14 protein-coding genes and 4 pseudogenes are annotated in these 21,284 nt (G+C 52.6%); 4 read left to right on the forward strand and 14 right to left on the reverse strand.

Going from position 1 to position 21,284, the window contains the following annotated elements; translation table 11 throughout:
- Nucleotides 1-29 precede the first annotated feature (29 nt).
- Complete coding sequence (locus SD71_RS17240) at nucleotides 30-839, reverse strand: MBL fold metallo-hydrolase (protein ID WP_041065868.1); 810 nt, start codon at nucleotides 837-839, stop codon at nucleotides 30-32.
- 233 nt (nucleotides 840-1,072) lie between these two features.
- Here SD71_RS17240 and SD71_RS23240 point away from each other — a divergent pair, with 233 nt between their 5' ends.
- The gene (locus tag SD71_RS23240) at nucleotides 1,073-1,342 is read left to right on the forward strand and encodes a hypothetical protein (protein ID WP_082034312.1); all 270 of its coding nucleotides are present in this window, start codon (nucleotides 1,073-1,075) and stop codon (nucleotides 1,340-1,342) included.
- A gap of 63 nt (nucleotides 1,343-1,405) precedes the next feature.
- On the opposite strand, the gene SD71_RS17250 is transcribed toward SD71_RS23240, so the two are convergent.
- From SD71_RS17250 to SD71_RS17270, 5 genes and pseudogenes are all read right to left on the reverse strand, one after another.
- Complete coding sequence (locus tag SD71_RS17250) at nucleotides 1,406-2,638, reverse strand: aminopeptidase (protein WP_041065874.1); 1,233 nt, start codon at nucleotides 2,636-2,638, stop codon at nucleotides 1,406-1,408.
- A gap of 43 nt (nucleotides 2,639-2,681) precedes the next feature.
- Nucleotides 2,682-3,379, reverse strand: a pseudogene (locus tag SD71_RS17255) (metal-dependent hydrolase).
- An 86-nt stretch (nucleotides 3,380-3,465) separates the two neighbouring features.
- Nucleotides 3,466-4,749 carry an MFS transporter gene (locus SD71_RS17260; protein WP_041066254.1) on the reverse strand — a complete coding sequence of 428 codons (1,284 nt, stop codon included), beginning with the start codon at nucleotides 4,747-4,749 and terminating at the stop codon, nucleotides 3,466-3,468.
- 67 nt (nucleotides 4,750-4,816) lie between these two features.
- Entirely contained in the window at nucleotides 4,817-5,077 is a 261-nt protein-coding gene (locus SD71_RS17265; RefSeq protein WP_041065877.1) for a hypothetical protein, read from the reverse strand.
- Between the two features lie 104 nt (nucleotides 5,078-5,181).
- Nucleotides 5,182-7,236, reverse strand: a complete 2,055-nt coding sequence (locus SD71_RS17270) for an ATP-binding protein (RefSeq protein ID WP_041065880.1) — start codon at nucleotides 7,234-7,236, stop codon at nucleotides 5,182-5,184.
- Between the two features lie 149 nt (nucleotides 7,237-7,385).
- Between SD71_RS17270 and SD71_RS17275 the strand changes: the two genes are divergently transcribed.
- Nucleotides 7,386-8,111, forward strand: a complete 726-nt coding sequence (locus SD71_RS17275) for a response regulator transcription factor (RefSeq protein ID WP_082034313.1) — start codon at nucleotides 7,386-7,388, stop codon at nucleotides 8,109-8,111.
- A gap of 21 nt (nucleotides 8,112-8,132) precedes the next feature.
- Nucleotides 8,133-9,002 carry a class I SAM-dependent methyltransferase gene (locus SD71_RS17280; protein ID WP_041065883.1) on the forward strand — a complete coding sequence of 290 codons (870 nt, stop codon included), beginning with the start codon at nucleotides 8,133-8,135 and terminating at the stop codon, nucleotides 9,000-9,002.
- 96 nt (nucleotides 9,003-9,098) lie between these two features.
- On the opposite strand, the gene SD71_RS17285 is transcribed toward SD71_RS17280, so the two are convergent.
- Entirely contained in the window at nucleotides 9,099-9,596 is a 498-nt protein-coding gene (locus SD71_RS17285; protein WP_326998771.1) for a MarR family winged helix-turn-helix transcriptional regulator, read from the reverse strand.
- A gap of 192 nt (nucleotides 9,597-9,788) precedes the next feature.
- Here SD71_RS17285 and SD71_RS24250 point away from each other — a divergent pair, with 192 nt between their 5' ends.
- A complete protein-coding gene (locus SD71_RS24250; protein WP_165418320.1) occupies nucleotides 9,789-9,965 on the forward strand; it encodes a hypothetical protein in 177 nt (58 codons plus the stop codon).
- A 15-nt stretch (nucleotides 9,966-9,980) separates the two neighbouring features.
- Here SD71_RS24250 and gyrA read toward each other — a convergent pair.
- From gyrA to SD71_RS17320, 7 genes and pseudogenes are all read right to left on the reverse strand, one after another.
- Nucleotides 9,981-12,460, reverse strand: a pseudogene (gyrA, locus tag SD71_RS17290) (DNA gyrase subunit A).
- 181 nt (nucleotides 12,461-12,641) lie between these two features.
- Nucleotides 12,642-14,615 (reverse strand): DNA topoisomerase IV subunit B, encoded by a 1,974-nt coding sequence (gene parE, locus SD71_RS17295; protein ID WP_041065886.1) that lies wholly within the window; start codon nucleotides 14,613-14,615, stop codon nucleotides 12,642-12,644.
- 103 nt (nucleotides 14,616-14,718) lie between these two features.
- Nucleotides 14,719-15,707, reverse strand: a pseudogene (locus tag SD71_RS17300) (ABC transporter permease).
- A complete protein-coding gene (locus tag SD71_RS17305) occupies nucleotides 15,700-16,665 on the reverse strand; it encodes an ABC transporter ATP-binding protein (RefSeq protein ID WP_041065889.1) in 966 nt (321 codons plus the stop codon). The pseudogene SD71_RS17300 and the gene SD71_RS17305 overlap by 8 nt, the downstream one beginning before the upstream one ends.
- Before the next feature lie 18 nt (nucleotides 16,666-16,683).
- Nucleotides 16,684-17,331, reverse strand: coding sequence for a GDSL-type esterase/lipase family protein (locus SD71_RS17310; protein WP_235427216.1), 648 nt, complete (start codon nucleotides 17,329-17,331; stop codon nucleotides 16,684-16,686).
- A complete protein-coding gene (locus tag SD71_RS17315) occupies nucleotides 17,297-19,447 on the reverse strand; it encodes an ABC transporter ATP-binding protein (RefSeq protein WP_326998772.1) in 2,151 nt (716 codons plus the stop codon). Before SD71_RS17315 ends, SD71_RS17310 begins: the two co-directional genes overlap by 35 nt.
- A pseudogene (locus tag SD71_RS17320) lies at nucleotides 19,444-21,245 on the reverse strand (ABC transporter ATP-binding protein). The gene SD71_RS17315 and the pseudogene SD71_RS17320 overlap by 4 nt, the downstream one beginning before the upstream one ends.
- Nucleotides 21,246-21,284: the final 39 nt, after the last annotated feature.

Here is a 21,284-nt window from a genome sequence, read left to right on the forward strand (position 1 = left end):
CGATCCGGAGCGGAAATTTCCTTAAATTCTTAAGCTTGTAAAGCCTTTATATATCTTTCAGCAGACTTTTGTACGGATTCTGCCGCATTCTCTTTTACCACTCTATGGAATGCATTGTAGATCCGGTCAAACTTCAAGTCTTTCACTCTGTGTGCGATGTCTTGAACTTTTGCAGCGGGCAGCGGAATGAGGTTCGGATAGCTGTACATAAAACTGACCCACCGGCGATCTGCCGCGACTTGGATAATGTCACCGGTAAGCAGAATGCCTTTCCCCTCATTGCCGCTCGCCCAGTGTAATACAGTGCCCCCCTGAAAATGCCCTCCTAAACGATGTAACGATAATCCGCCCGCCAATTTCAGTTGCTCACCGGACCAGAAGTGTATACTGTCGCTTGATCTCATGACCCATTCCTTATCGTCTGCGTGCAGATAAACCGGGACATGGAATGCTTGTGCCCATTCTACCATCGCGGAATAGTAGTGAGGATGGGAAATGCCGATCGCGTCTATGCCGCCCAACTCTTCTAATTGTTGAAGTGTTTGATCATCCAGATAAGTAATGCAATCCCACAAAAGATTAAAGCCGTCCGCTTTCACCAAATAAGCGGTTTGTCCGATTGCAAATTCAGGTTCAGTCGTGATACTGTATAGGTTTTCTTCGTCGTGAGAAATCATATTGCGAAAAGTTTTGCCGTCGCGCATCTCTGCAAGCGTGGTCCAAGCCTGTCCGTCGGGGTTGACAAACTGGCGTGCTTCGTCACAAATCGAGCATCGCGCAGGCGGCAGCTCCGACGAGGAATTTTGGGTTCCGCAAGTCGTACAAATGTAGGCCGTCATAGTGTGACTTCCTCTCCCTTTATCATTTTTTACGGAAACACAGTAAATTTATCTATTCTTTACCGGGCTGCATTCTCCTTTTTTGTGCTGTTCCAGGGTGCTCGCGGGCAGGTGTTATTCGCGGAACCGATCAAAGGGCGGTCACTGTTATACGCCCAACTTATTGGGGCAAGTGTCACGATTGTGCTGATAAGCATACGCTACATCATCAATTCGATTGGAGGTTTTATGGAATGGCATTCAGCCCATACACGACTGGTCAATTCCCCGGAGCATATCCTCCGGGAGGTTATCCCGGCGGCTATCATCCTTACGGCGGTGGCTACCACCCGTATGGCGGGGGTTATCATCCTTATGGCGGCGGTTTCCACCCTTACGGCGGAGGGTATCATCCTTATGGCGGCGGTTTCCACCCTTACGGCGGCGGGTATCATCCATATGGCTATCATCCGTATGGCGGCGGCTACGGCGGTTGGCCCGGAACGCCACGGGAGCCTGAGTAAAAATGCAAAAAAGGGGAGCGAATTTTCATTCGTTCCCCTTTTCATTCCATTCCGTTCAGCTCATTAGAAAGCCCAGTTTCCAGCGCGGAACACCGGTTCCGTCGTACCGTCGGCCAGAACTCCGTCAATATCGAGATCTTCCCTGCCAATCATAAAATCGACATGGGTTATGCTGTTATTCAATCCGCGCTCCGCAAGCTGTTCTTTACTCATTTCTCTGCCGCCTTCCATGCAGAAAGGAAACGCCATCCCTATTGCCAAATGACAAGCGGCATTCTCGTCGAACAGCGTATTGTAGAAAACGATGTTCGTATCCGAAATCGGCGAGCGATGCGGAACAAGCGCGACTTCGCCCAGGTAATGAGAGCCGTCGTCGGTATCGACCAGCCGCTTTAGCGCATCGTATTCCTTTTCTGCATTGACATCGACGATTTTACCGTCTTGGAATGTGAATGAGAAGTTGTCGATCAGTTTACCGGCGTAGCTTAACGGTTTGCTGCTTGTCACTTTACCGTTAACGCTGCCGCGGAGCGGTGAAGTGAATACTTCCTCGGTCGGAATATTGGCGATGAACTCGGTTCCTTTAGCGTTGCGCGAACCCGCCGCCACCCAAATATGCCCTTCGGGAAGCCCGACGGTCAAATCCGTGCCGGGAGCCCGGTAATGAAGAGCTTTGTATTTACGTTCATTGAGCCTTGCCGCTTTACCGGTCAGCGTGTCCGCATGCTCGCGCCAATTGTCGACCGGATTGCCGTTGCTGACGCGGGTAGCGGCGAAGATGGCTTCCCAAAGTGCGTCGACGCGGCGGGATTCCTCCACATCAGGAAACACTTTATCCGCCCAAGCGCGAGAAGGTACCGCAATAATAGCCCATGCCACGTCATTGTTCATCTGAAACTTCTTGAACGGTATCATTGCCGTTCCTGCAGCCTTGTTGGCTGCGGCGATACGTGTGGAGTCGATTCCCTTGAGCAAATCCGGACTATCGCCAACGACGTACAGGAAAGCTGCGCCGCCCTCCGCCATTTCAACTCTCGGATTTACTCTCCAGCTTGGGAATTCAGCCAATGCCTCTTCGGATGCGAGCTCAAACCGGGCTCTCGTGACGTCTTCGTCCGTCCATTCGACATGAACATGGTTTGCTCCGATCTCATAAGCGCGTCTAACCGCTTGTCTTACGAAAGCGGCCGCCTCGATCGGAGCCGTAATCATCAGGGTCTGGCCACGCTGTACGTTAACGCCGACTTCGACGGCGAGTGCCGCATATTGTTTCAAACGCTGCTCGAATTGTTCCATTTGAAGGTTCCTCTTTACATTATTATTTTGGATGACTTTAAGCTCACATGCCCGCTTGCACTTCGAGCTTCTCCCCCGGAGCGAGCACCTTGCCCTTTTGCCCTTGGGATTCCAGCTTCTTAACGAATGCTTCAGCATCCTGGCGAATAAGCGGGAACGAGTTGTAATGGACCGGGATGACGAGCTTGGCTCCGAACCATTTGGCTGCGAGCAATGCGTCCTCAGGTCCCATCGTATAATGACCGCCGATCGGGATGAACGCAACATCAATCGGATAGCGCTCGCCGATCATCTTCATATCTCCGAATAACGCCGTATCGCCGGTATGTAGAACGGTCAATCCCTCAGCGCGAATAATGAATCCTGCAGGCATGCCTGCGTAAATGACCTTCCCCTCTTCAAGGGTGATCCCGGAGCTGTGAAACGCCTGTATCATGGTTGCTTGGCATAACCCAAATCCACCGTGCCCCCGAGGTTCATATCGATTGTTTTCAGTCCTTTGCCGCCCATATACATGGCAAGTTCAACCATAGCGACAATGGGTGCGTTATTGCTCCTCGCAATCGGCTCCGCGTCCAGAATATGATCGATATGGGCATGCGTAAGAAGAATGTTGTCGACCTTAATATCTTCCGGTTTCGTCACCGCGAGCTCGTTGCCCCTCAAGAAAGGGTCAATAACGAGCGATTTGCCGTTAGTGACCAGCTGTACGCAAGAATGTCCGTGATAGATGATTTCCAGAACAATCTCCTCCTCTTAATTAGGCTAGGCATTGTGAGTAGTAGCAAGCTTGTTCCTTGATTATACCCTTGCACAAGATGCCTATGTCAAACTCTGCGAATCATTAACGAAGAGCCGAATGCGATCAAGGAAGCGATTAATCCATATACGAACAAATGGTGAATTCCTGCATAGAAATTAGCCGCTTGATTCAGAAAGGCTCCCATGATCGTGACGCCCATTGCTGTCCCGATGTTTCGTGAGAACAGCTGAAGTGAGGTGGAGATCCCTTTCTGATGCGGCTCTACCAATTGCTGCGACCCGATCGTAGACACAGTGGACGTAAGCCCGAACGCAAGCCCCTGCACGCCCATTGCCGCAAATACATACCAAAAACCGTGTCCGTGCCGCATCAGGAACAGCATGGCAGCGGATAACACAAGAAAGACGTTGCCGATGATCATGAGCCTGGAATAGCCGTAACGCACGATCCATTTGCCCGAGGGCACGGACACCGCCATCCATCCGATAGACATGCCAAGCAGCGCCAACCCGCTCATGAACAGCGAGTAATTCTGCTCCTGCAAGAACAAAGGGATATAGGAAGATGATCCGAACAGGGCGATACAGCTCAGGAACCCGTTGATAATCATCCATGCAATCGGCGGGTTGCGAAGCATGGACAGCGGGATGACGGGAGAAGGGTGGCGTCTCTCATACAGGTAAAATAGAATGAGTGCCAACAACCCGCCTGCCGCATATACGAATTCATATGTCCGGGCGGTTGTCGTCAACAGAAGCAAGCTGATTGCGGCGGCAAACAGAAGCGCGCCTAAAATATCGATCTTCGATTTTTTCGGATGGTAAACTTCCTTGTAAAAGGTCAACAAAATAACGGAAACGATGCAAATCGGGATATTGATCAAAAAGATCCAGCGCCAGCTGGAATACTCGACTAATGCCGCGCCGAGCAAAGGCGCCAATACGGCTGATAGCCCCCACATGCCCGTAAACAGAGCCTGGATCTTCCCTCTATTCTCCACGGCGAACAAATCTCCCGCAATGATGGCCGGGAACGGCATCATGATGCCCGCTCCGAGGCCTTGCACCGTTCGGAATACGACCAATTGAAGCATGGTGTTCGCCGCGCCGCACAGGATTGATCCGGCTAGAAAAATGAGGATTCCCGCCGCAAAAATCTTTTTACGTCCGTACAAGTCCGAGATTCTTCCTGCCACAGGTGAAACAACGGTTGCCATGATCATATAAGAAGCGAAGCTCCAGGCATAAAGTTCAAAGCCGCCGAGATCTTTGGCGATATAACCCATTGTGGTATTGATGATGGTTGTATCCATAGAGGCTACAAGCATCGACAGAACGATGCTGACCATCACCGGAAGCCTTGATTTGTCTGCTGCCGATGCGGCCAATTGCTGACTGGACAAAATAGAACCTCCTTTAAGCCTGTTTAACCGCAGTAACAAATTGCTCGAAAAAAGCGTCGCTCTCCTCGAGCTGTTCGTCTACAGCCTGAATTTCCTCTTCGCTGCCGGGCTCGTTAAGGAAGTTTAACGCATAGCTCCAATCACGCTTGCCGTCGCTGCTTTGAAGTGTAATTTCATATGGCCTCTTATGGTTTTCCACCTCGAATTGCACGTGCCCCACAAAACCGGTGTCTTCTGCATGGGTCATCTTGGCGCCGAGTATGTGAACTTTCATCTGTTTCCATCTCCCTTTCCGGATCCGATAGTATTCAGGATATTCTTACCACGAAGATCAAAGTTATTATTGCCTAAAGAAACAGCAAAGTACAGGAAATAAATTTAAGAGGCGCCGCGGCCGTATGCAGGCAAATGCATCAAAAAAATGCTTCCGCCTTCAGGTTGATTGTACGCCCGGATGGTGCCGCCGTGCAGCTGCACGATCTCTTTGGAAATCGAAAGTCCGAGACCGCTGCCTCCTGAGGAGGAATGGCGGGATTTGTCCGTTTTGTAAAAGCGGTCGAAAATATGAGGCAAATCCTCGGGATGTATGCCTGTTCCGCTGTCGGCCACCGAGATTTCCACAGTCTCCCTGTCCTGCAAAGCTCTCAACGTAATGGTGATGCTGCCATCGGCAGCCGTATACCTAAGAGCATTGTAGAGCAGGTTGGCGAATACGCGGTCCATGCGGCGTACGTCGATCCACACGGTGGCGGAAGACGAATGCTCGCCGTCAATCAAGCAGTCAAACTGAATGCCTTTTTCCCGTATCTCCATACTATACTGCTCCAAAATACGTTCGCGCCAATCCGATAAGCTGATCACATCCCGCGAGAGCTCTACTCTCCTGGCCTCCAGTACGGAAAGCTCGAACAGATCCTGAATGAGAGAATTCAGTCCGTCCAGCCTGCCGAGCATTAAACGGATCGTCGCCTGCCGATGCTCCGGATCGGTGATGACATCATCCCTCAGTGCTTCCAGATAGCCTTGAAGCAGTGTCATCGGCGTGCGCAAATCATGCGAAATATTGCTCACCAGCTGCCTTCGGGACAGCTCCGCACGCTCCAGCTCCTCTGTCCTCTGCGCGATTCGCTCTTCGAGCGAATTGTTTAGTTCGCCGAGCTCGGCGGACATCCGTTCCGCCCGCTCATAGGTTCGGGAAAATCGCAGCGAAATGATGAAGGAATTCATCACCACCAAAAAGAGCAGCCCGAAAGGGACCATATCGATAGAGCGCCACCAGCCGTTATAGAACAAAATGTCGTTAATGATCGTCAGGACAAGGCCTGCAACACCGATTAAAGCGAGATTTGCGCCTTCCCGCCTGCGTATACGGGAGACGAGCAAGGCGGCCAGCGTTATTGCACTGACCATCAGCACATATATCTGGAACATAGCGAGCAAAGATGTGAACACCAGCGAAGGCAGCGTTAAAGCGCATATAACGAGCACAGCGGCCGCCGCTGCGGCGATTTTAAACCATCTGCGCCTGATTTCGTGCGGGTAGATCCTGTGAAAATAACCGAAGCCGGACAACGCCGCGAGCACAAACGCCGTGTATTCGAGCCGCGTTCCCCACTCCCAGCCGAGCTCCGGCAGCCACTGAAACAGAAATCCCTCGCCGATCAAGCCCATACGAAGGGCGACGAACAAGCAGAGTAAAGCGAAGAGCAGATTCGCGTACTCCTTTCTGCGAAGCACGTAGAGACCGATATGATAAAAGCCGATCATGAGCAAACAGCCGAATACGATAAGCTCCTGGGCCGCATCGCGCATTTGCAGCTTCTCTATTTGATCTGCTTGTCCGGCAATGAGCTCCGTACGAATGCCGCCGCGCCTATGATCGAAGTTTGCGACAACGAGCTTCAGATAGGTTTGCGGACTTTCGGCGTCCACATAAACGGTAGCCGGCATCTGGAACGGAACGGTCGAGCGAGCGTCTTCACCGACCTTGCCTCTGGAAAGAACCAGCTGTCCGTCTATGTACAGTTCATATGCGGTCGACACATTCGGCACTCGGATGGCCAGCAGATTCCGCTCCGTACGATGCCGAACGGTGAGTTGATAGATCCCGATTCCCTGATCGCGGATGTGAATGCCATTACCGGCGGGGATGCTGCCCCAGGTTGCGGGCACTTCGATCGTGCCGGGAATTGCCCTTGCATGGCCTTCCTCATCGGTATCGAGCCAGCTGAAGTTCCACTGACCGTTAAGAGGAACGACGCCGTCCGTGTTCCAAGACCATTCGGTTAGATCGATAAGGCCGTTCTTCGCTTGCGGAAAATGCCTGTGTGAGTCTGGAGAGGATGCGGCACACCCGCATGTCAACGTGACGAGGCAAATGGCCGCAAACACCCATTTCACCGCATTCGGCTTAATCCAATGGTAAAACTTCACGATGTTCTCTCCCCGGCATATACTGTTAGTTACGGATTATCGTTCGTTCGTGCTCGAACGTCATTGTAACGGCGCATTGATTACACGTCAACGCTTTCGTTATAATTAAGCGTGTGTTATCAAGACTCTTCGATTTGGGGGAAAATAGGGTGACAGGGTCTTCAGCCGACGTGCTTGTCGTGGATGACGAGCTCGATATCACGGAGCTGATTACGCTCTATCTGCAAAGAGAGGGCTACACGGTTCATACGGCGGACAATGGAGAAGACGCGCTCCGGATCGCCGAAACGCTCATTCCGGATTTAATCGTTCTGGACATGAACCTTGGTAAAATGGATGGAATCGAAGTTTGCCGAAGCTTGCGCTCAGGTGCCTGCGCGGATGTGCCCATTGTGTTCTTAAGCTGCAAAAGCGAGGACCGGGACATTATACGAGGCTTATCCGAGGGCGGAGACGATTACATAACGAAACCCTTCAGCCCTGGTCAGCTTGTCGCAAGAATTCAGGCGCATATCCGCAGGCGCAGGACGCGGGAGCGGAACGGCGAAGATGCCGCTGCTGTACTTTCGTTTCCCGGACTTGAAATCGACTTTCGCACTTTGGAAGTACGTCTTAACGGTGACAAAGTTGCCTTATCCGCCAAGGAATTTGAGCTCCTCAGCGTACTGGCGCGCCAGCCTAACCGGGTTTTTCCGTTGGAGGAGCTGTACCGGCGTGTATGGCAGTCGGACAGCATGGGCGATACCCGGACGCTGATGGTACACGTAAGCAATTTACGTAAAAAGATGGAATCCGATCCCGCCCGCCCGCGCTGGGTGCAAACGGTGCGCGGATTCGGCTACAGATTCAGCCCGGGCACGCCCGGTGACGACTAGAGAAAAGGAAGAACCGAACTTATGCAGATAGCTCGCGATTGGAAAGATTACGAACTGCTTGACACCGGCAACGGCGAGAAATTGGAGCGTTGGGGAGACGTCATTCTGAGACGGCCGGATCCTCAGATTATATGGCCGATCGCAGCGGAGCACCAGGCTTGGAAGCAAGCCGACGGCCACTACCACCGCAGCTCCAGCGGCGGCGGGGAGTGGAGTTTCCGCCGTACGCTGCCGGATCGATGGAAAATTTCATATGGTCCTCTGAAGTTTCATATCCGCCCCACCAGCTTTAAGCACACCGGCTTGTTTCCTGAACAAGCGGTTAACTGGAGCTGGATGATGGACAAAATACGATCCGCCGATCGGCCGATCCGGGTTCTCAATCTGTTCGCGTATACCGGCGGCGCGACAGTCGCTTCCGCTGCGGCCGGAGCCGAAGTGTGCCATGTGGACGCCGCCAAAGGAATGGTCCAATGGGCGAAAGAGAATGCGCAGCTGTCCGGATTGGAAAGCGCTCCGATCCGTTACATTACGGACGATGTTTTCAAGTTCGTTCAACGGGAAGAACGCCGCGGCCGTCAGTATGAGGCCATTATTATGGATCCGCCGTCTTACGGTCGGGGTCCGAACGGCGAGATGTGGAAGCTGGAGGAAAATCTGTTTCCGTTTTTGGAGTCCTGCCTCTCCATCCTGTCCGATCGTCCGTTGTTCATGTTGGTGAACTCGTATACGACCGGTCTGTCCCCTACCGTTCTTCACAATCTGCTGCAAATGTCCGTCGGCCGCAAATTCGGCGGCACTCTTGATTGCGGTGAGATCGGTCTGCCGATCACCCGCAGCGGACTTACGCTGCCTTGCGGAATTTACGGCAGATGGGAAAGCCAATCTTAACAAGACGAAGCCCCTTTCCGGCATAGGAATGGGGCTTTACGCATAGGATAAAAACGCCCCTTTCGCTTTGTGACGTCAGGGGTGCTTCCATTTGGATTATATAGCCGGGGTTTCCAGGTTATCTTTGGCATCTTCCGCAGCCGTGTCCGCGGCCGGCTGACGTTCGCCGGTTGCGTTGTTATCCCGGGTACCGGCCACCTTGCTGATCAGGTACACCAATAACTGCCGGTTATGGCTGGATACCCGCTCCAAGGAGCGATTCGCGATGTCGCTGCGAATAGCGACTCCCCGCTCCACTTCAGAACGGCCTACTTCAGTCATCGTTACCCACACGATCCGCCGGTCCCGCTCGTCCCTTTTCCGGACAACGAGTCCGTTGCGTGCCATACGATCGAGCAAAGTCGTGACCGCCGCTGGAGTCGTTTCAAGATGGGGGAGCAGCTCGGAGGGCTTCATCGGCTCATGGGCTTGCAGAAGCTCCAGCACTTCCAGCTGTCCTACCGTTAACCCAGGGGCCAGCTCGGCTTCCATCCGGGCGTTCCAATCCTTCGTTAGCTTCATCCAGCTTTTCACAAAATCCGCCGCATTCTCCACAGGTATGCCCCTTTCTTCCCGAACCTTGCCTCCTCTTTTATTATACTCAGGGGCTGTGTCGAAAGATAGTTTAACGCGATTAAATATTTACGACATAAACCGCGCCCATAACGAACAAGGCGACATAAGAAGACATATACTAGCTACAGAAAATGGGGAAATTCGCAGAATACTGTTAGAGGAGGCGAACCCATGACCGCATCGGATGAACGAATTAAAATGATCGGGCAGATGGCTCAAGATGCCGGATTAATAGAAGACCCACAGTGGCTCGATCGGCTGAAGGAGCCGGTGCCGCTATGGGTCGTATTGGATATGTTATTGAAGTGGATCGATCGAACGGATTCGCAGGACGGTCCGTATGACTGACAGGACGTCCGTTAATTAGCTTGACATCATCGGTTTTTTGAAAGCTTCCGTCAACAAATCCCCGCGATCTACAGATGTCATCGACTTGCCTTGGCCCCTGCGATCATCGATCGGAGCGGCCTCGGATGAGAACTCGGATACTGAACCGCCGGCCGTTATCGTCAGCAGCGTAACGGCTTCTTTGACGTAAAATCCGGCAATCAATCTCGCTCCGTTGGAACGGACCCGTTTGCCCTCTTTGAATTCGAACGTCTGAATGCCTTTGCCGGCCCGGCTTTGCTGCGGATAATCCAACAGCAGCGTACGCTTCGCATAACCAAGGTCGGATAGGACGAGAACTTCTCCTTCGTCACCGGATACGGTAACGGCATCGGCCAGTCGATCTTTCTCTTTCAGCACGATTCCTCTTACGCCCCCCGCAACGCGTCCTTGAAGGTTGACCTCGCCAAGGTTAAAGCGGATGCTCATGCCTTGCTCCGTAATGAGCAATAAATCCTCCGGCGTATCGCTGCGGAACACCTTTATGATTTCATCGCCTTCGGATACCTTGCAGGCAGCGATAGCCATGCTGCGGCTCGTCGCATACTCCGCTAATGCTGTGCGTTTCACTTGCCCGCGCTTCGTTACGAAAACAAGGACAGGCTGGTTGTCTGTACCGCTGTTTCCCGCCGACTGGGGAGCAAGCTCTCCAGGCTTAGCGGTTACTACGCCCACTATCTTGTCGTCTTTGGCGAGCGGAAGCAGATTGACGATTGCGGTGCCGGTGTCCTTCCACTTGAATTCCGGAATTTGGTGCACCGGCAGCAGGAAGTATTGGCCTTTTTGCGTGAAGATGAAGATCGGATCCAACGTGTTAAGCGTCAGATTCCAACGGATGACGTCACCTTCCTTGACCCCTGCGCTTTCGATCTCTCCGCCCGACCTTGTAAAGGAGAGCAGACTGGTGCGTTTCACGTAACCTTCCCGACTGATGGTCACGATAACCTCTTCTGCCGGTACGGTCACTTCCAGGTTCACTTTGATCTCTTCCACTTCACCCTGGATGACGGAGCGGCGATCGATACCGTATTTCTCGCGGATTTCGGCCAGCTCGTCCTTGATCACATTCATGAGTTTGCGGGGATTTTCAAGAATGGCTCGCAATTGAGCGATTTTTTTCATCGTCTCCCCATGCTCTTTTTCCAGCTGTGTGATTTCCAGATTGGTCAAACGATACAGCTGCAACGTCAGGATCGCGTCCGCTTGCCGTTCGGAGAACTGGAACTTCGCCATCAGGTTCGCCTGCGCGTCAAGGCGGTTTTTGGACGCTTTGATCGTTTCAATGACCTCATCCAGAACATTCAATGCTTTCACGAGGCCTTCGAGAACGTGCGCGCGGTCTTCCGCTTTCTCCAGATCATAACGGGTGCGGAACGTAACGACTTCCTTCTGGTGCTCGATATAGGCTTCCATCATCGCCTTGATGCCCAATTGTCGCGGCGCCTTCTTGACGATGGCTACCATATTGAAGTTATAAGCGACTTGCAGATCCGTTTTCTTCAGGAGATAAGCGAGGATGCCGTCGGCGTCCACATCTTTCTTCAGCTCGATTACGATTCTCAGACCGTTTCGACCGCTTTCGTCGCGGACTTCGGCGATCCCTTCGACTTTCTTTTCCATGCGAATATTATCAATGGCGTTAACGAGCCTTGATTTCACGACCTGATAGGGAACCTCGGTGATGATGATCTGCTGCTTGCCGCCTCTCACATCTTCGATCGCGGTTTTGGCGCGAATGTATATCCTGCCTTTACCCGTTTCGTAAGCTTCCCGTATTCCGTCTTCACCCATAATGAGGCCGCCCGTCGGGAAATCGGGACCTTTAACGATGCTCATCAACTCGGCGACCGTCATGTCCGGATTGGCGATCAGCGCAACACAGGCATCAATAATTTCCCGTAGGTTATGGGTCGGGATTTCCGTCGCGAAGCCGGAGGATATGCCGCTTACTCCATTTACCAGCAAATTCGGGTATCTTGAAGGCAGAACGACCGGTTCCTTGGTGGAGTTATCGAAGTTGTCCTTGAATTGCACGGTGCGTTTCTCGATATCGCGCAGCAGCTCCATTGCAATGGGCGACAACCGCGCTTCGGTGTAACGCATGGCCGCCGCGGGATCGTCGTCCATCGAGCCCCAGTTGCCATGCCCGTCAATGAGCATGTGCCCCATTTTCCAAGCTGCGCCATCCGCACCATGCCCTCGTAAATCGACGCATCGCCGTGAGGATGATAGTTACCCATGACGTCCCCGACGGTTTTGGCGGATTTCCTGTAGGACTTATCCGGCGTGTTGCCAGCATCATACATCGCATAGAGAATGCGCCGTTGTACGGGTTTAAGACCGTCGCGAACATCCGGGATCGCGCGGTCTTGGATAATGTATTTGGAATAGCGTCCGAATCGGTCGCCGACGACCTCTTCCAGAAACGCCGGTAAAAAGTTCTCTAGCAGGCTCACTAAAAGTCTTCCTCCACTCATTCGTTACTCTAACACTCCGTATTACGAAAAGGGTTGCCCATTCCACCGCTGTTAAAATCAAGTTGTTCTTTGAATTGAATATGCGGATACAACTCGATTTTAAAGGCGGCCGTAAACTTTCCATGGGCAATCCCTTTTCTCGATACTTCGCCGAGTAACGTTACTCCTCGAACTCCGTAAAATCCACATTCTCGATAATCCAGCGCTTGCGAGGATCGACTTTGTCGCCCATCAGGGTCGACACGCGGCGCTCCGCTTTCGCGGCGTCTTCGATCTGTACCTGAAGAAGCGTGCGCGTCTCGGGGTTCATCGTCGTGTCCCAGAGCTGATCGGGGTTCATCTCACCCAAACCTTTGTACCGCTGCAGCTCGGCGCCTTTGCCGATCTCTTTCAAGTAATTGCTCAGCTGTTCATCCGTCCAGGCGTAACGCACGGTCTCGAGCTTGCCGGACTTTCTCGTCACCTTATACAGAGGAGGCTGTGCGATGAACACCTTGCCCGCATCGATCAAAGGCTTCATATAGCGGTAAAAGAAGGTGAGCAGCAGGACCTGAATATGCGCGCCGTCCGTGTCCGCATCGGTCATTATGATTATTTTGGCGTAATTGCAGCTTTCCAGGTCGAATTCCGATCCGATGCCCGATCCAATGGCCGCGACAATCGATTTATATTCTTCATTCTTCAAAATATCGAGCAGTTTCGCTTTCTCCGGGTTCATCGGCTTGCCTTTGGTCGGCAGAATCGCCTGATACTTCGAGTCCCGACCCTGCTTCGCCGAGCCTCCGGCAGAATCGCCTTCTACGATAAACAGCTCATTGCGTGTGTAATCCTTCGACTGTGCGGGAGAGAGCTTGCCGCCAAGGCTCGCGCTTTCACTCCTTTTCTTACCGCTGCGGATTTCCTCGCGGGCTTTGCGTGCCGCTTCCCGCGCCTTGGAAGCCTGCACGGACTTACGGATCAGCTGCTGCCCGACTTGGGGATTTTCCTCAAGAAAGACAGCCATCTTCTCAGCAACGACTGCGTCCACTGCGCCTCGTGCGGATGCGCTGCCCAGCTGGTCCTTGGTCTGGCCGACGAATTCGACATCGGACATCTTGATGTTGATGACCGCCATCATGCCTTCGCGCAGATCGTTGCCTTCCAGGTTCTTTTCCTTTTCTTTAAGCTGTCCTGTTTTACGGGCATATTCGTTCATCACACGCGTATACGCGGTTTTAAAGCCGGTTTCGTGCGTGCCCCCGCCGCGGGTTGGGATCGCGTTCACGAAAGAAGCTATAGTCTCCGTATATCCGTCGTTGTATTGAAGCGCCACTTCCACCTCAATGTCGTCTTTTTCCGCAGTAAAGTGAATGACGTCATGAAGCACCGTTTTATCTTCGTTCAGGAATTGAACGAATTGACGGGCGCCTCCTTCGTAGTGAAAACTCTCTTCTTGGCCGCTGCGTTCGTCTTTCAGGTTCACCTTCAAGCCTGAATTCAGAAACGCGATTTCCTGCAGCCGCTCGGCAAGCGTGTCATAACTCATGCTTACGTTCCCGTGAAATACTTTCACATCCGGTTTGAATGTCACCTTGGTACCGGTTTTGTTCGTATTGCCGAGTACATCCATACCGCCGACCGGCTCACCGACATGTTCCTTGCCGCCCTGATCCACCCAGGTCTCGAACCGCTGTTTATGTATTTTACCGTCACGGTAAATTTCCACTTGCAGCCATTCGGACAGCGCATTCGTTACCGAAGCGCCGACGCCGTGCAAACCCCCGGATTTCTTATAGCCTCCCCCGCCGAATTTCCCCCCGGCATGGAGAATGGTGAATACGACCTGCGGCGTTGGAATGCCCGTCTTGTGCATACCGGTCGGAATACCCCGGCCGTTATCCACAACCGTTATAGAGTTGTCCTGATGAACGGTTACATCGATCCGTGAGCAGTGCTTCGCCAGATGCTCATCTACCGCATTATCGACAATCTCCCACAGCAGATGATGCAATCCGGAAGCTGTCGTGCTGCCAATATACATACCCGGCCGCTTGCGGACCGCGGTTAATCCTTCCAGTACCTGAATGTCGTCCGCGCTGTATTCCGTGCCAGCGATTGCTGCGCTTTCCGCGAACAGATCTATTTGTTCGGTCACGAATGGACCCCCTTGCTTGTCTCTTGCGTCATGATGATAACACGGATGGTTTCATTTCGAAACGGTAATCCTGATTTATCCGCACACGCGCCTTCCGTACATTTTAATTCAAGATGTCTTGCTTCGTAAAGACGGTGAATGAAACGATCAGTGCCGCGGCTGCCGAAATCCCTAGAACGATAAGGGAAAAACCGAGGTTCATCCCCTCGATCGGCGGTGGTGTGCCTTGAAGATACGCGGATAACTCCAAATTCACATTAAATAAATATTTTGCGCTTTCCCAGGATGAAGCCATGTTCGACAAGATGGTTCCGGATATAATGGCGGCCATCATCGTTACGAAACTCGCCGCAGTGTGCGTACAAGTACGGAAACCATCAGAGCGATTATGGCGACGACCATGGCGGAAAACCAGATCAGTCCCGCTTGCATGAGCAAATATACCCCTTGACTCACCGCATGAACCGAGCTTGTGTCGACATCCGCGCCGTTCACTTGAAACCCGACGAACACCGGCGCTCCCCATCCGCTGTAGCCAAAAACAAGCCCGGAAATCAAATAGGAGAGCATTACCGTCGTGACAATAATTAATGAAACATACAGGGTCAGAGTAGCCAATTTCGAAAATAAAATACGCCATCGCCTTACCGGACGTGTGAGCAGCATCTTGATCGTACCCGTCGAACGCTCCGAGGACACAAGGTCCGACGCGATGGCGAGCACCATCAGCGGAATAAACAGAGTGACGGAGTTATCCATGAAGCTGCGGGTGAAAGTGACTGCATTAGGTGTCTGAGGGTTAATGTCATGATCCAGATAATATTGCAGCTGCTGGATTAACGCCCGCCTCCACTTCTTCCATTCCTCGGGTATGCGGTCGTTGCTTAAAGCATTGGTATTCGACGTAATCCGGCTTTGAAGCTCGGCCCGCCAGTCTGTTTTAAATTTTTCGGCGCTGTTTTGAGCGATTTTCATTTGCGCATACACAAAAACCGGGATCAGGATGAGCAGAATGAGGACGACCACGGCAAAGCGTTTCTTTTTCCATACTTTCAGCGTTTCGTTCTGAATGAGTGCGAGTAAATTAGCCAATCGTCTCCCCCTCCGTCAGCCTTAGGAATAGTTCTTCCAGCGAAGGCGCAACTCGCTGGACGCTGCGAATGCCGTTGCCGGAAGCGACAAATTTGCCCACCAGATCCGGGATGCGATCCGCGTCCATTACCGTGACGATCGCATCCGACAGGTCGGACATGATCGCCTCATCGATCCGGTGCTCTTCATTCTCCACAATCCTCACACCGCACTCCGCCTCCAATAAGCGGCGGCCTTCCACCGGTTTCTCCAGCTCCCACACCGTATAAGTGCCTACCTGAGATACCAGTTCATCGACATCCCCTACCGCAATAACTTCTCCATGAGCGATAATCGCAACGCGGTCGCACATCAGTTGAATTTCGCTCAGCAAATGGCTGGAAATGAACAAGCTCATTCCCCCGTCGGCCAGCATCCGGATAAACTCCCGGAGCTCCTTGATTCCTTTCGGATCCAGGCCGTTCGTCGGTTCGTCCAGGATGAGCAGCTTGGGGTTTCCAAGCAATGCTTGAGCGATGCCGAGCCGCTGACGCATTCCCAGCGAGTAAGTTTTCACCTTATCATGGATCCGCTGGTCCATGCCTACGATTTTGACCACTTCCATTATTCTGTCCGGACTGATTCCCGCTTGCATGCGGGCGAAATGCTCGAGATTCTCCCATCCTGTCATAAAGCCGTACATTTCAGGATTTTCCACGATGCATCCGACATGCGAAAGCGCTCGCTCCGGATGCAGTCCAACCTCTTCGCCGCACAGCAAAATGCGTCCTTCCGTCGGTTTGATCAAATCGACCAGCATGCGGATCGTCGTTGTTTTCCCGGATCCGTTGGGACCGAGGAAGCCGAAAATTTCACCGGCGTGCACGTCGAAGGACACGTTATGAATGATCGGTTTGCCACCGATTTTTTTCTTTAATCCTTGCACGGACAATACGATTTCACGTTGAGCCGTTGTCATGATCCGTCATCCTCCCGTTTAATAAAGCGCTTGAACGATCCGCTCCGCGATCCGGGCGTATCCTTGCGCATTAGGATGAAAATGGTCGGAGGACAAGTACTTGGCGATCTTGTCTTCGAACAGATCATAGGTCGGTACGACCGTTGCATTGCCGTCCGCCTCCGCCAGATTGTGAGCGTAGCTGTTCCATTCTGAAATATATTGCGATCCGGGCCTCATTTCCGGCACATCGTAGAAAGGATTGTAAAGTCCGACATACACGAGCCGCGCGGAAGCGTTCATTTCCCTTATCTTTGCAAAAACCGCCTTCAGCCTTTGCTTGGCTTCCGGCATGCTGGCTTTAAGCAGCTCCAGCGATAAATCTCCGCCGCCTTCCGTCATCGATCCGCCGTTCTGCGCGATCTGGAATAGGTCGTTGCCGCCGATCGTGAACAGAATGATATCCGCTTTCCCAAGCGAATTGCGGTATCCTCTTTCGTCCAGCCTTTGTACCAGCTGATCCGCCCGCAGTCCGTTGATGCCCAGATTATTAATCGTTCTGACCGGTTTATCCAATGCTTTCACCAGACCCGCAGTCACTCCTTTAACGTAGCCGTTACCGGTCGCATCGCCGGTACCCACCGTTAAAGAGTCACCAACAGCCGTTATAAGCACTTCTTCCTTCATCGTCAAATCTTCTCCCGTCGGCGAAGCGGTCGGTGAAGCGCCGGGCAAAGCCATTCCTCCAGGAGGAAACCATGTATCTCTCAGCGCCCAGCCGAATCCGACCAGCAAAGCTAATAAGCACACCAATGTTGCCGTACCTAGAATACGCCATAACCATGAGGACTTTATCATATGACTGCTCCCCCTGTACCGCTTTATCCGGACACTTGTCCCGAAATTGCTTGTTAGCATCAACGATAACGGTTCCGGGCATATTTTTCAAATTAAAAAGAAAACCGTCCGACAGCGATTGCTCGCCGATCGGACGGTTCTTTGACTTACGCGGATAAAAACCGGTATTGCGCATCCACCAAATTCGGTAATGTCCCGGACGTCTCATCAGTTCCTCATGATTGCCCATTTCGATGATTTGCCCATGATCGAGCACGACGATGCAGTCGGCGTGGCGGATCGTCGACAACCGGTGGGCCACGATAAATGAGGTGCGCCCTTGCAGCAGCGTTGACAGCGCTTCTTGAATACGCAGCTCCGTTTCCGTATCGATGCTGGCCGTCGCTTCATCCAGAACAAGAATCTGCGGTTCCGCAAGCAGCGCGCGGGCGAAAGATAACAGCTGGCGCTGTCCGACGGAGAGAGCGTTGCCGCGCTCCTGCACTTCGGTATCATAGCCGTCAGGCAGCTGCGAAATAAATTCGTGAGCTCTTACCGAGCGCGCTGCGGCTTCCACCTCGGCATCGGTCGCATCGGGGCGGCCGTATCGAATATTGTCCCGGATCGTACCCGAGAAAATGAACGTGTCCTGAAGAACGATGCCGATCTGGCTGCGCAAGCTCTCGATGGTAACATCCCGAACATCGACCCCGTCGAGAAGGACGCGGCCTTCTGTCGTGTCATAGAAGCGGCACAACAGATTCACGATTGAGCTTTTACCTGAGCCGGTGTGGCCGACCAACGCTACCGACATGCCGGGCTTCACGTCAAGGTCTATTCCTTTCAGAGCAAGCCGGTCACTGTCATAGCCGAAGGTTACACCATCCAATCGCACATGGCCTTGAAGCTTGGGCAGCCGGGGGGCATTCTCTTTCTCCGGTACCGCCGGCGTTTCATCCATAAATTCAAAGATACGCTCTGCGGAGGACATCGAAATCAGCAGCTGAGAATACATCATACCGAGTCTGGTGATCGGTTCCCAGAAGCTGCCGACGTAAGTGACGAACGCCACCAGCACACCTACAGTCATTGCACCGGATTGAATCAGGTACGTTCCGTACAGCAGCAGGATCAACGTGCCGATCGCCGAAGTCATCTCGATCACGGGACCGAACGTCTGGTTTAGTGCCGAAGCTTTATTCCAGGAACGAATATTGCTCTTGTTCATACCGTCGAAATACACTATATTTTCCCTTTCCTGACCAAAAGCTTGCGTCACGCGAATCCCTTGGATACTTTCATTTAAATGGGCATTGATGCGCGACTGCTTGATGCTGACGATTTGCCAGGCCATCCGGATTTTCTTCCTCAGCGAGGAGGATACGACGATCATGATCGGAACGGTAATCATCACCGCAAGACCCAGTTTAGGCTGAAGCACGAGCAATATGATCGTAATCCCGAAAAGCTGCAGGATATCGATGATTGAGTTGATCACACCGTTGGTAAACATATCTTGCAGCGAATTCACGTTATTGGTTACCCGAACGAGCACGGAACCCGCGGGACGCTTGTCAAAAAACCGGAACGACAGAGATTGAATATGGCTGAAAAGCGCGGTGCGCAAATCAAAGTTAACCTTTTGCCCGATTTGGTTCGTTCTTTCAATCGTATAGTTCTGTGCCCACCATCGCAATCCATACAGGAGCAGCATCGCTGCAACCAGAAACATGAGCAGGCTCGTGCTGGTGTTTCCATCCTCCGGATGAATCGCCCGGTCGATCGCCATACTCATCAGAAAAGGAATCGCGAGTCGTGATAACATGCCGAACACGGTCATGACGAACACGACGCGGCTGACTTCGGCCCGATAAGGGCGGATATAAGCGAACAGTCTGCCGATCTGCTTCCAATTAAACGGCTTATCGATAAAATCGTCATCCTGATAGACGAAATTGCGGCTCATCCCGTTACCCTTCTTTCTGACGGCTGCGTGAAGCTCATCGGCGCTGCGTCGAGTTCATCCGGACGGTCTGCGTATTGTATGCGATAAGTTTCCCGGTACAGCCCCGGTTGACGAACGAGCTTGTCGTGACTGCCCCTCTGCACCGTATGGCCGCGGTCCAGCACAAGGATTTCATCGGCATTGCGGAGCGAAGAGATCCGATGAGCGATAATGAACACCGTGCGGCCATGCATCACTCGGCGCAGCGATTGTTGAATCAGTTGTTCCGTCGCCATATCGAGCGCGCTTGTCGCATCATCCAGAATGAGCACCTTTGGCTTGCGTAGAAATGCTCGCGCAATGGCAAGACGCTGCTTTTGTCCGCCCGAGAGGCCCATGCCCCGTTCTCCGATGACGTTTCATAGCCGAGCGGCAGCTCCCGGATAAAGTCGTCCGCTTGTGCCAATCTTGCCGCTTCTTCGATTTCCTCCATCGTTGCATCCGGACATCCGTAGCTGATGTTTTCCTTAATCGTCGTGGAGAACAGGAACGATTCCTGAAAAACGATCGCCACTTGGCGGCGCATCGCTTCCAGATCGATGTTGCGGATATCCACGCCATCCAGTGTGATGGCTCCTTCCGATACGTCGTAAGCACGCAGCAGCAGGCCGACAGCCGTTGATTTGCCTGACCCCGTGCCTCCGAGCAACCCGACCACCGAACCGGCGGGAGCGTCCAGATCGAATCCCAGCAGCGCAGACGCCTGAGTTTCATCGCCCGAATAACGGAAGCTTACATCTTCAAAGCGCATATTTCCTTGCACCGCTTCGTCTTCCAAGACAAGGCAGTTGGCGGAGTTTCGTATCGATATCGGCTGGTTCAGCAGCTCGAGCAGTCGTTCCCCCGCCGCTTTCGATTGTGTATAGTTATTGATCTGGAAACCTAGCATCCACAGAGGCGCAACAATCAAGCCAAGAAGCCCTGACAGAGCGACTAAGTCTCCCAACGTCAACGTGCCATGGATAACCCGCCATCCGCCTGCCAACAGCAGCGACGCCACGCTCAAGTTCGCAATGAATTCGATCATCGGAAAATATTTCGCCCACACGCTTGCCAGCTGAAGGTGATTATCCCGGTATTCCTCATTGTTGATGCTGAACTTCTGCAGCTCAAACGGCTCGCGGGCGAAAGACTTCACCGTTCGAACTCCCGTGATGTTTTCCTGTACGCTGACCGTCAGACGGCCGACTGCCGAACGCACCGAGCGAAAAACCGGATGAATCGCCTGCTCGAAACGGATGGCAATATATCCCAGAACGGGAATCATTGCCAATGTCATTACAGTCAGTTTCCAATCGATAAAAAACATCATCGTAAAGCCGAAAATAACGAGCAGCGCCGTGTTTAACAGCTGGGCAAACCCGAAGCCGATAAAGTTGCGCATGCCTTCAATATCCGCAGTAAGTCGGGACATCAGATCTCCGGTTTTAGCGGTATCGTAATAGGAAAAAGATAAATTTTGCAGCTTCTCGTAACACGCATTGCGCAAACGGTAAGCCAAGCGGTTACCCAATCGGCCTCCACAAAAACCGTGCACGAACTGAAAGCTCGCTTTTACAAAAACGACACCGACCGCTGAAAGAGATAATGCCAGTACTCCCTCGAAGACGCGGGGCGTAATGATGTCATCTATTAGAATTTTGAGCAAAAGAGGATAGACCAAGCCCAGTGCCGTCGCCAACGCCAATCCGGCCACAGACCCCAAGAGGAACGTCTTGTCGTTCCAATAATACCTCTTCAATTCGCGAAAAATATTCAATCCATATCCTCCCGCCGATTGTGATTACCGAAGTTTAAC

The sequence above is a fragment of the Cohnella kolymensis genome, assembly GCF_000829465.1.
In the GTDB taxonomy this organism is placed as follows: Bacteria; Bacillota; Bacilli; order Paenibacillales; family Paenibacillaceae; genus Cohnella; species Cohnella kolymensis.

Excerpts from the sequence above, each read along its gene's own strand:
- SD71_RS17305 (WP_041065889.1), bottom strand. The coding sequence starts at position 16,665 with ATGACAACGGCTCAACGTGAAATCGTATTGTCCGTGCAAGGATTAAAG.
- SD71_RS17280 (WP_041065883.1), top strand. The coding sequence starts at position 8,133 with ATGCAGATAGCTCGCGATTGGAAAGATTACGAACTGCTTGACACCGGC.
- SD71_RS17310 (WP_235427216.1), bottom strand. The coding sequence starts at position 17,331 with ATGAAGGAAGAAGTGCTTATAACGGCTGTTGGTGACTCTTTAACGGTG.
- SD71_RS24250 (WP_165418320.1), top strand. The coding sequence starts at position 9,789 with ATGACCGCATCGGATGAACGAATTAAAATGATCGGGCAGATGGCTCAA.
- SD71_RS17250 (WP_041065874.1), bottom strand. The coding sequence starts at position 2,638 with ATGGAACAATTCGAGCAGCGTTTGAAACAATATGCGGCACTCGCCGTC.
- SD71_RS17240 (WP_041065868.1), bottom strand. The coding sequence starts at position 839 with ATGACGGCCTACATTTGTACGACTTGCGGAACCCAAAATTCCTCGTCG.
- SD71_RS17315 (WP_326998772.1), bottom strand. The coding sequence starts at position 19,447 with ATGAGCCGCAATTTCGTCTATCAGGATGACGATTTTATCGATAAGCCG.
- SD71_RS23240 (WP_082034312.1), top strand. The coding sequence starts at position 1,073 with ATGGCATTCAGCCCATACACGACTGGTCAATTCCCCGGAGCATATCCT.
- SD71_RS17265 (WP_041065877.1), bottom strand. The coding sequence starts at position 5,077 with ATGAAAGTTCACATACTCGGCGCCAAGATGACCCATGCAGAAGACACC.
- SD71_RS17260 (WP_041066254.1), bottom strand. The coding sequence starts at position 4,749 with ATGGTCAGCATCGTTCTGTCGATGCTTGTAGCCTCTATGGATACAACC.